Origin of the sequence: Streptomyces thermospinosisporus (genome assembly GCF_039526425.1) — a bacterium.
GTDB lineage: Bacteria > Actinomycetota > Actinomycetes > Streptomycetales > Streptomycetaceae > Streptomyces > Streptomyces thermocarboxydovorans.
On record NZ_BAAAIZ010000121.1, the window covers coordinates 15,524 to 25,812 of the forward strand.

General features: G+C 70.5%; 6 protein-coding genes. 5 read left to right on the forward strand and 1 reads right to left on the reverse strand.

What is annotated here, in order from left to right; all coding sequences use genetic code 11:
* Window positions 1–571 precede the first annotated feature (571 nt).
* Window positions 572–2,116 carry a type VII secretion integral membrane protein EccD gene (gene eccD / locus ABD207_RS30065; RefSeq protein WP_425580870.1) on the reverse strand — a complete coding sequence of 515 codons (1,545 nt, stop codon included), beginning with the start codon at window positions 2,114–2,116 and terminating at the stop codon, window positions 572–574.
* A gap of 197 nt (window positions 2,117–2,313) precedes the next feature.
* Here eccD and eccCa point away from each other — a divergent pair, with 197 nt between their 5' ends.
* The 5 genes from eccCa to ABD207_RS30090 all read left to right on the forward strand — a co-directional run bounded on the left by eccCa (window position 2,314) and on the right by ABD207_RS30090 (window position 10,232).
* The gene (eccCa, locus tag ABD207_RS30070; RefSeq protein WP_344016428.1) at window positions 2,314–6,291 is read left to right on the forward strand and encodes a type VII secretion protein EccCa; all 3,978 of its coding nucleotides are present in this window, start codon (window positions 2,314–2,316) and stop codon (window positions 6,289–6,291) included.
* A gap of 99 nt (window positions 6,292–6,390) precedes the next feature.
* Window positions 6,391–6,864: a hypothetical protein gene (locus ABD207_RS30075; RefSeq protein WP_344016429.1), complete on the forward strand. Its 474-nt coding sequence runs from the start codon at window positions 6,391–6,393 to the stop codon at window positions 6,862–6,864.
* Between the two features lie 18 nt (window positions 6,865–6,882).
* The gene (locus ABD207_RS30080; protein WP_344016431.1) at window positions 6,883–9,225 is read left to right on the forward strand and encodes a DUF6571 family protein; all 2,343 of its coding nucleotides are present in this window, start codon (window positions 6,883–6,885) and stop codon (window positions 9,223–9,225) included.
* Window positions 9,222–9,821 carry a hypothetical protein gene (locus ABD207_RS30085; protein WP_344016432.1) on the forward strand — a complete coding sequence of 200 codons (600 nt, stop codon included), beginning with the start codon at window positions 9,222–9,224 and terminating at the stop codon, window positions 9,819–9,821. Before ABD207_RS30080 ends, ABD207_RS30085 begins: the two co-directional genes overlap by 4 nt.
* 66 nt (window positions 9,822–9,887) lie before the next feature.
* Window positions 9,888–10,232: a hypothetical protein gene (locus ABD207_RS30090; protein ID WP_344016433.1), complete on the forward strand. Its 345-nt coding sequence runs from the start codon at window positions 9,888–9,890 to the stop codon at window positions 10,230–10,232.
* Window positions 10,233–10,289: the final 57 nt, after the last annotated feature.

Here is a 10,289-nt window from a genome sequence, read left to right on the forward strand (position 1 = left end):
ACCTGCCCACCCGAGACCTGCCCGCCCGGGGACTGTCCGTCCCGGACCTGCCCACCCGAGACCTGCCCGCCCGGGGACTGTCCGTCCCGGACCTGCCCGCCCGGGGACTGTCCGTCCGCCGGACTGTCCTCCGGGTCGGCCCGCCGGCGCGGGGGCCGCCGCCGGCGCGAGGCTCTGCGGCCTCCCAGCCGGCCTGCGGGCGCGGCCACCGCCGTTGGTGCGCGCCGCGCTCGGCGGCGGGCTGCTCGCGCCGTCACCACCGGCCCGGCACCCCTGCCCGAATCGGCGCCACACTCAAGTGCCGCTCAACTCGTCATCGGCACGGGCCGGTCACCGCACCCGGCACCGCACTCCACGGCGGACCACTCGTCCTGCCATCGCCTCGGCGCCCAGTCGCCCCAACCGGTGCCGCACGCAGCCGCGCGGGCGGCCCGTCCCTCAACGCCCCTGCGCGGCTGCCGTCGTCGACGCCACACTCCGGGGCGGGCCGCACAACCTGTCACCCCCGCACCGCGGGCACCGCACCGCGGGCACCGCACCGACCACCGCACCCGGCCGCGCGGACCGCCGCTCACCCCGTCATAGAGCGCACCGTCGCGTACACGTCGAAGACCGCGAGGGCCAGCGGCACCAAAGTCAGCAGTACGAAGGCCTCGGCGATTTCCAGGAAGCGGCCCCAGAACGGGGTGAGGCCGCTGCGGGAGGACACCAGGCCGATGGAGGTGATGAGGGCCGCCGCCAGGGCGATGGCGGCGACCAGCCAGAGGGTGCGGATGTCCAGATCGGCGCGGTCCCCCGCCAGCGCGTCGCGGATCATGGCGTGCGGCGGGTCGAGTGCGAGACCGAGGCCGAGCGCGGTGAGCGAGCCGAGCCCCGCGGCCAGCACCGTGGCGACCTGGGCGGTGTAGCGGAAGAGCTGGGCCCGCATCAGCAGGGCGACGCCGGTGGCCAGGGCCAGCAGTTGGCCCCACAGGCCGCCCGAGAAGCTCAGCACCAGGGCGGCGCCGACCGCGAGCAGCGCACAGCCCCCGACCAGGCCGACGAGGAGTTCGTGGCCGCGGCGGGCCTGCGCCTCGATGCGTCCGGCGTCCACCGGCTGGTGCGGTTCGGGGTCGTTGCCGTAGGTGCTGCGCGTGGTGGTGTCCGGCGCCTCGAAGCCGATGGGCAGCCGCGCGAAGCGCACGGACAGGCCCGGCAGGAAGGCGAGGGCGCCGATGGCGACGGGGGCGCACGCGGCGGCGATCTCCGCCGGGGACCAGCGCAGCAGCAGCGCCGCCAGGGTGACGGCGAGGGCGGTGCCCGAGGCGGCCGTGCAGGCGACGAAGGGGCCGTCGCCGCGCGGCGAGCACAGGGTGAGGATCACGGAGGCCACCAGGACGGCCGCACAGGCGAGCAGGAACTGCAGCTTGCCGATGCCCTGCCCGGCGGACAGCGACAGCAGGCCGGAGCCCGCCACACCGACGCTGGGGAGCGCGCCGAGGCCGAGCGCCACGGAGGCGCCCCGGTCGCCGTAGACGCGGGCGCGGACACAGGCGAGGACGACCAGCAGCGCTCCGGCGACGCCGGCGAGGATGCCCGGCAGGCTGTGCATGTCGTGGCGCGGGTCGGCGTTCCAGGCGGTGAACGCGAGCAGCGCCGACAGCACCGCGCCGCCCACGAGGCCCGCGGCGCGGGTGAGGTCGCCGCTCCACAGGGACCGGTCCCGGGTGACCGCGGAGGCGACCGCCTCGGAGACGTCGTCGAAGACGGCCGGCGGCAGCGACTCCGAGAAGGGGCGCAGGGTGAGCAGTTCGCCGTCGAGAATGCGCTGGGCCGCGAACGACCGGGAGCTGTCCAGGACGGCCCCGTCCCGGCGGACCAGGTGGTAGCCGACCGGGGCGCCGTCGGCGGCGCTCTGCCGGGACAGCCGGAGGATCTCCGGCAGCAGGTCGGCGACCGGCACGTCGTCGGGCAGCGCCACGTCGATCCTGGCGTCGGGCGCGACGATGGTGACGCGGCAGAACCCGAGACCGGTGGCCGCCCCGGCCGGAGCCGGCTGCCCCGGAGCGCCGCTGCCCGCCGGACCGCCCGTGCCGCCCGGGCCCCCGGTGCCGGTGGCCGCCGTGGAGGCCGTCATACTCACCTGCTGCTCCCCCTCGATCGCTCGGTTCGTCGGTGTGCGTACCGGTTCTGTGCGCACGCGAACATCCGTCGGGCACCCTACCGTCCGCGGGTGTGTGGTGTGATCAGTAGGATCGCGCGGCGGCCCTCGTCCACCTGACACGGGGTGGTGGACGGCGAATTCGGCGGGCCGGCAAGAGGATTGGTGCAGCTGTGAGCCAGATCGTCGTGAAGCGTCCGCCTCGGGCGCTGCCGCCGGACGTGCCCTCGGGCGAGGTCGTCATCCAGCCACCGCCCGAACTGCCGCGCAATCAGCACGAGAGCGTGCTGATGCAACTGCTCCCGACGCTCGGCATGGGCGGCTCGGTGGTGTTCTTCTTCACCAGCGGGCAGCCCTTCATGCGCATCATGGGCATGGTGATGATCGCCTCCACGATCGCCATGTCGATCGCGATGGTGATCCGCTTCCGGCGCGGCAACCAGGGCCAGCTGGCCGACCTGCGCCGCGACTACCTGAGCTATCTGTCGCAGACCCGCCGCACCGCCCAGCGCACGGCGAAGGCCCAGCGCGACGCCCAGTACTACCTGCACCCCTCGCCGGAGCAGCTGTGGGCGCTGGTCGCCGAGGGCAGCCGGGTGTGGGAACGGCGCCCGGCCGACGAGGACTTCGGGCAGGTACGCATCGGGCTCGGCCCGCAGCCCCTGGCCACCCCCCTGATCGCCCCCGAGACGGGCCCGGTCGACCAGCTGGAGCCGCTGACGGCCGGCGCGATGCAGCGGTTCGTCGCGGTGCACAGCACCCTGGACGACCTGCCGATGGCGGTCTCCCTGCGGGCCTTCTACCACGTCACCCTCGGCGGCGAGCCGGAGTCGGTGCGATCCTCCGCCCGCGCGATGACCGGTTCGCTGGCCGCGCTGCACTCCCCCGAGGACCTGATCGTCGCGGTCGCCGCGAGCCGGGAGACGCTGCCGCACTGGGAGTGGGCCAAGTGGCTGCCGCATGTGCAGGTGCCGGACGTCGCGGACGGCGCCGGCTCGCGCCGCCTGATCAGCGGCGACCCCCGTGAGATCGAGGACCTGCTGGCCTCCCGGCTCACCGGCCGCCCCCGCTTCCACCCCAATGCCGCGCCGCTGCCCGAGACCCCGCACGTCGTCGTGGTCCTCGACGGGGTGTCCCTGCCGCCCGACTCCCTGCTGGCGAGCCCCGAGGGCCTGCAGGGCGTCACCGTCGTCGAGGTCGTCGAGGGCGACCCGGCCGGCGCCCACGGCGACCTCACCGTCGTCGTGCAGCCGCACACGGTGCGCCTGGAGTCGGCGCACGGCGCCGTCTACGAGGGCACGCCCGACACCCTGTCCTACGAGTCCGCCGAGGCGCTGGCCAGGCAGCTCGCCCCGCTGCGCATGGCCTCCGGCGGGGACGACGACGAACCGCTGCTGGCGAACCTGGAGTTCACCGACCTGCTGAACCTGGGCGACGCCGCCTCCGTCGACGTCCGCCGCACCTGGCGGCCCCGCTCCCAGGCGGAGCGGCTGCGGGTGCCGATCGGCGTCGGCGAGGACGGCCGCCCGGTGATGCTCGACATCAAGGAGGCCGCCCAGGAGGGCATGGGCCCGCACGGCCTGTGCGTGGGCGCCACCGGCTCCGGCAAGTCCGAACTGCTGCGCACCCTGGTGCTGGGCCTCGCCGTCACCCACTCCTCCGAGACGCTGAACTTCGTCCTCGCGGACTTCAAGGGCGGCGCCACCTTCGCCGGCATGGCGCAGATGCCGCACGTCGCCGCCGTCATCACCAACCTGGCCGACGACCTCACCCTCGTCGACCGCATGGGCGACTCCATCCGCGGCGAGCTCAACCGCCGCCAGGAGCTGCTGCGCGACGCCGGCAACTACGCCAACATCCACGACTACGAGAAGGCCCGCGCCGCCGGCGCCCCGCTCCAGCCCATCCCCTCGCTGCTCGTCGTCATCGACGAGTTCAGCGAACTGCTGTCGGCGAAGCCGGACTTCATCGACATGTTCGTGCAGATCGGCCGCATCGGCCGCTCGCTGGGCGTGCATCTGCTGCTCGCCTCGCAGCGCCTGGAGGAGGGCCGGCTGCGCGGCCTGGAGACCTACCTGTCGTACCGGATCGGTCTGCGCACCTTCTCCGCCGCCGAGTCCCGGGCGGCCCTCGGCGTGCCCGACGCCTACGAGCTGCCGAACGTGCCCGGCTCGGGCTTTTTGAAGTACGGCACCGACGAGATGGTCCGCTTCAAGGCGGCGTACGTCTCCGGCGTCTACCGCTCCGGCCCGCAGCGCGACCTGTCCGCCGACGGGCGGCTGCCGGTGGACCGGCGCCCGGTGCTGTTCACCGCCGCGGAGGTCCCCGTCCGCTACGCCCCCATCCCGCACCAGCGCACCGCCTCCCCCAGCTCTGGTTCCAGCGATGTGGACGACGCCCTGGCGGACACCGTCCTCGATGTGATCGTGCGCCGGCTTGAGGCCCAGGGCCCGGCGGCCCACCAGGTGTGGCTGCCGCCGCTGGACAGCCCGCCCTCGCTGGACTCGCTGCTGCCCGGCCTGACGGCCGTGGAGGGCCGCGGCCTCACCCCGCCCGACTACGAGGCCGCCGGCCGGCTGGTGGTCCCCGTCGGCATCGTCGACAAGCCCTACGAACAGCGCCGCGACCCGCTCTGGGTGGACTTCTCCGGCGCCGCCGGCCACATGCAGATCCTCGGCGGCCCCCAGTCCGGCAAGTCCGTACTCCTGCGCTCGCTCATCTGCTCCTTCGCCCTCACCCACACCCCGCACGAGGTGCAGTTCTACGGCCTCGACTTCGGCGGCGGCGGCATGTCCGCGGTCGCCGGACTGCCGCACGTCGGCGGCATCGCCTCCCGCCTGGACCCGGAGAAGGTCCGGCGCACGGTCGCGGAGGTCTACGGCGTCCTCAACCGCCGCGAGGAGTACTTCCGGGCCAACGGCATCTCCTCCATCGCCGAGTACCGCCTCAAGCGGGCCCGCGGCGAGATCTCGGTCACCGACCAGCCGTGGGGCGACGTCTTCCTGGTCATCGACGGCTGGGCCAACTTCCGCACCGAGTACGAGGCGCTCGACCCGGTGATCCTCGACATCGCCGCCCGCGGCCTCGGCTACGGCGTCCACCTGGTGCTGTCGGCGTCCCGCTCGATGGAGGTCCGCTCCGCGCTCAAGGACAACCTGCTCAACCGGCTCGAGCTGCGGCTCGGCGACACCATGGACTCCGAGCTGGACCGCAAGGTGGCCGCCAACGTCCCGACCGGAGTCCCCGGCCGGGGCCAGTCCCCGCAGAAGCTGCACTTCATGGCGGCCGTGCCGCGCATCGACGGCCTCACCTCCGACACGGACCTGGCCGACGCCACCACGGCGCTCGCCGCCGAGGTCTCCCGCCACTGGCACGCCCCCGGCGCCCCCGAGGTGCGCCTGCTGCCGCGCCGCCTCCCGGCCGAGCAGCTCCCGCCCGGCGACCGCTTCCCGAGGCGCGGTATCGCCTTCGCCCTGGACGAGGACAACCTGGAGCCGGTCTTCGTCGACTTCGACCAGGACCCGTTCTTCCTCATCTTCGGCGAGAGCGAGTCCGGCAAGTCCAACCTGCTGCGCCTGCTCATCAAGCAGCTCACCACCCGCTACTCCGGCGACGAGTGCAAGCTCTTCGTGGTGGACAACCGCCGCTCCCTGCTGGGCGCGACCCCCGACTCGCACCTCGCCGAGTACATCCCCATGTCCAACGCCATGGAGCACCACATGGTGGCCCTGGCCGGCCTGATGAAGCGCCGCACCCCCACCGCCGACGTCACCGCCCAGCAGCTGCGCGAGCGCAGCTGGTGGCAGGGCCCGACGGTGTACGTGGTCGTCGACGACTACGACCTGGTCGCCACCTCCAGCGGCAACCCGCTCAGCGGCATCACGGAACTCCTCCCGTTCGCCCGCGACGTCGGCGTCCGCTTCATCCTCGCCCGCTCCACCGCCGGCGCCAGCCGGGCCGGCTACGAGGCGTTCCTGCAGCGCATCAAGGAACTCGGCGCCCAGGGCGTGGTCCTGGCCGGCGACCCCACCGAGGGCGACGTCCTCGGCGGCGTCCGCCCCCGCCCGATGCCTCCGGGCCGGGGCGTGTTCGTCTCGCGGCGCAGGGGGCGTCCGCTGGTGCAGACGGGGCTGGTGGAGGAAGAGTTCTGATGGCGGGGCAGAGTGTGGTTACTGGCGAGCGCATGCTCCGCAGCAACGCAGGCAAGCGGCACGGCTGAGTCCGGCTGAACGCCGAGGAAGGGCGAATCCATGGCATGGGACGAGTGGGAACAGCTGAAGGCTCAGGCCGCCGACCGGCCGCCGGCGCACATGCAGCTGAACCAGGCGCCGGCCCAGGGAGGCAGCGGCGGCAAGCCCGATCTGGTCGCACGCCAGGACGACCTCGGCGCCGTGGGGCACGACGCCTTCGTCCTGCACGGCGATCTCGTCAAGAAGGTGGACATCGCGGGCGCCGGCATGAACTCCGACCATGCCGGTTCCACGCACCAGGCGGCGACGGAACTGTCCAGCTCCCACTTCACCATGGGCGACGAACTCATGACGACCCTGTCCGTCTGGGAGAGCCAGGTGAAGGCCGTCCGCCAGGCCTGTGCCCACATCTCCAACCACCTGGACTTCAGCAAGAAGCTGCACGCCAACGACGACGCCCGGATCGCCGCGGTCATCGCGCAGCGCGACGGCTCCGAGCTGCCCGTCTCGGAACTCGAGAAGTACTTCAAGTAGCACGGGGGAAGACCGGCCATGGCCATCACCTACAACGACCTGATGCAGGTCGACCTCGGCAAGCTGGGCACCGCGGTGTCGGACTGGAAGAAGGCTGTCGCCAACCTCAAGCAGCTCGAGACCGATGCCCGCGACGGCCTGAAGAAGAAGTCCGACCGGGCTCGCTGGGAAGGCGTGAACGCCGGTGTCACCCGGAAGTTCGTGGACAAGACCGTCAAGGAGTTCGCGGACCTCCACACCGAGGCCAACAGCATCTTCCAGGTCCTGGACGACGCCCACCGCGAGCTCGTGGCACTGCAGAAGAGCGTGCGCACCCTCACCGCCGAGGCGAAGGAGAAGGGCTACACCGTCGAGGACAAGGGCGACGGAACGGTGAGCGTCGGCGTCCGCCCCGGCTCGGACGCCGACGCCGGAAGCAGCAAAGACGGCAAGGACGACACGAAGGCGGACCGGCAGCGCTACGCCGACACCATCACCCGGAAGGTCGCCCACGCCCGCGACATCGACGCCTCCGCCAAGCTGGCGCTCAAGCGGGCCCACGGGACCGACCCGTACAACGCCGGCCACGCGAAGTACGGCTCCCTCAACGACGCGCAGGTCGAGCGGGCCCTCGAACTCGCCAAGAAGCGCGAGAACATGTCCGACCGCGAACTCGCGGAACTCAACCGTCTGCTGCGCCACAACGGCCGGGAGAAGGACGGCGAATTCGCCACCGAGTTCTTCGAGGGCCTGGGCGGCCCCCGGCAGACGCTCGAGTTCTACGCCGCCATGTCCATCGACGGCACCAGCGACGACGCCTCCAAGACCCGCCTGGCCGGAGTGCAGGACCTGCAGAAGTACATGGGCCACGCCCTGGCCAACGCCACCGATCCCTACACCCCGCAGAGCGTCCGCGGCGACCGGCAGCACCTCCCCTCCTGGTGGGGCGCGGAGTTCCGCAAACTGGGCACTCAGCAGATCGAATGGACACGGGGCATGTGGGAAAAGCCCTACGGCTACCAGGTCCTGGGCGGCCTGCTCCGCTACGGCAACTACGATCCCGCGTTCCTGACCCCCATCGCGGAGCACATCACCCAGCTGCACAAGGACGATCCGACTCGCTTCCTCGACAACAGGCCCGCCGGCATGCCCGACCGCTACGGGTTCAACCCGTCCGGAAAACTCGGCAGCGGCAACGACCCGCTGAACAGCGTCCTGGAGGCGCTGGGCCACAGCCCCGAGGCGGCCGAGCAGTTCTTCACCGAGAAGCCGACCGCCTACAACGAGGACGGCACGATCAAGTCCGGCGCCAAGACGGACTTCAAGTCCTACCTCGATCTCTTCACCGACAAGGACTTCGAGTGGACGGCCGACCGGAACGCGTTGAACATGGCGGCTGATTCCGAAGCGACGGAAAAGGCCCGCAACCACGGCCCCAACGCCCTGGGCCACGCCCTCGAGGCCGCCGCGACAGGCCGCCCGTACGACAGCGACGTGGTCGATCCCTCGGTCAAGCACAGCAAGGAACAGGCGAAGCTGGTCCACGACATCGTGGAGAAGTTCGCCAAGAACCCGGACCTGCTCACCCACAACATGAACGGCGACCTGGAGGACGAGAAGACCGGCCCCCTCTACGCCCTCCGCGACAGCCTGGGCAACATCGCAGCCGACTACATGGGCGACTTCCAGCGCTCGATGTACCTGGAGAGCGCCGACAGCAAGACGTTCCCGGTCAACGGCGCGCCGGCCGGCCTCGGCTACGGGGACGCACAGAAGTTCCTCGGCATCGTGGGCCAGGACCCGGATGCGTACAGCGCCATCACCGCATCACAGCAGGCGTACACCGCAGAAGTCGTCCATGAGTTCCTCAAGGCGGAGGGCAAGAACCTCACCGCCGAGGACGCCTCTCGCGTCGGCGATCTTGTCGCACCGGGTGCTGCCATCGCGGGCATCATGAGCAACTCACGCGCTGACGCGATCTACGACTACCACACGGCCATCGACGAGGAATTCAACAAGGCAGCGGCCGACAACGCCAAGTGGATCAACCGCATCGTGGGCCTCGGTACCGGAGCCATCCCCGCCCCGTTCTCGGCCGTGGCCGAGCCGGTGAACTGGCTGGCCGAGGATCTGTCGGAGAGCGTTCTGGAGAGCATCAAGCATGACACCACCAGCGAGGCAGAGCGCGCGGCTGGGAATGAGTACTCGGAGGGCAGGAAGACTGCGGTGAGAGCGGCTTCGGCCGCTGTCAACAGTTACGTCTCGCACTATGGAGGAATTGACGAGGAGACGAGAGAAGCGATCGAGCGGGCAGTTCGCACCCAGTCGGGCGTAAGCCATTCCGACGGCGCCCAGTGGAACTCCTCGGGAGACGGCACGTGAGCTCTTCCCAGCCACTGGCCGAACATTCAGTTGACCACGCCGCACCGCGCAAGTTGAGACACAGGAAACGGGTTCCACCTTTGTCACTGAAGAAACTAGCAACTGCCACCGCAGTCGCAGTGGCGGTCACTGCATGCAACGCGCCGAGCGACGGCATCGCCTACACAGTCCCGGACAATATCTGCCAGATCCCCGCGGACAAGGAGATCCTCGAGACGCTGCTCGACGAGGGTAAAAGGCTGAAGCAGGACGACGGAGGTGACGACATCACTGAGGGGAAGTTCTGCCACATGTACGTGGACGGAAATGACTCCGTGGTGAGCGACGCCGACTGGGAGAAGAGCGGATACACACTACGCGACTACTTCGAGTTCTACGACGTGAAGGGAATCCGCTACTTCGGAGACGGAAAATACGCCTCCTGGAGTTATGGCGTGGTGACGGTCATGCCATGCCCTGGAGTCAGCGACAAGGGTGACGTCATCGCCGTGGACGTCAAGGACATTCAGTGGAACGACAAGTCCCAACCCCTGCTGGAGAAGCTCGGACCGCCCTACTTCGAGGCGTACAAGAAGAGGCTCGGCTGCCCGTCCTGACGAGAATCGGAGGGTTCGTCGACACCCTCTGTCCGCCGACCTACCACGAGATCATGACGATACCGCGTGCCTGACAAGCCGGCACGGAATGACGACCACGGCGTCCACATGTCCTTGGGCAGCGTCTGGCTACTGCCAGTCGTGCGTGAAATATCCGAAGATCCCGCGTGCTACGTCACCTTGCGGAAGGCTGCGACTCGCCAGACCGCTGAGGGACTGGCCGCGGTGAAACCCGGCGCCAAGCGTGCCGACCTGACCATTCCGCCGGCGTGGAACGACCATCATCTCGCCACCTGGAGCGCCGTGGCCTCCGGCATCCGGCGCGACTTCGGGAAGGAGGATGCGGCCAAGTGGGACCGCGCGGTCTTCGAAGGGCTGGCCAAGAACGCCGGTGGGCCTCCGGCCTATTGATCCGAAACGGTTTGGGTTCTGGGTCGTTGGTGGGGTGTGAGTGATCTGGTGGGGGAC

Coding starts and splice junctions, on each gene's coding strand:
- eccD (WP_425580870.1), bottom strand. CDS start 2,116: ATGACGGCCTCCACGGCGGCCACCGGCACCGGGGGCCCGGGCGGCACG.
- ABD207_RS30075 (WP_344016429.1), top strand. CDS start 6,391: ATGGCATGGGACGAGTGGGAACAGCTGAAGGCTCAGGCCGCCGACCGG.
- ABD207_RS30080 (WP_344016431.1), top strand. CDS start 6,883: ATGGCCATCACCTACAACGACCTGATGCAGGTCGACCTCGGCAAGCTG.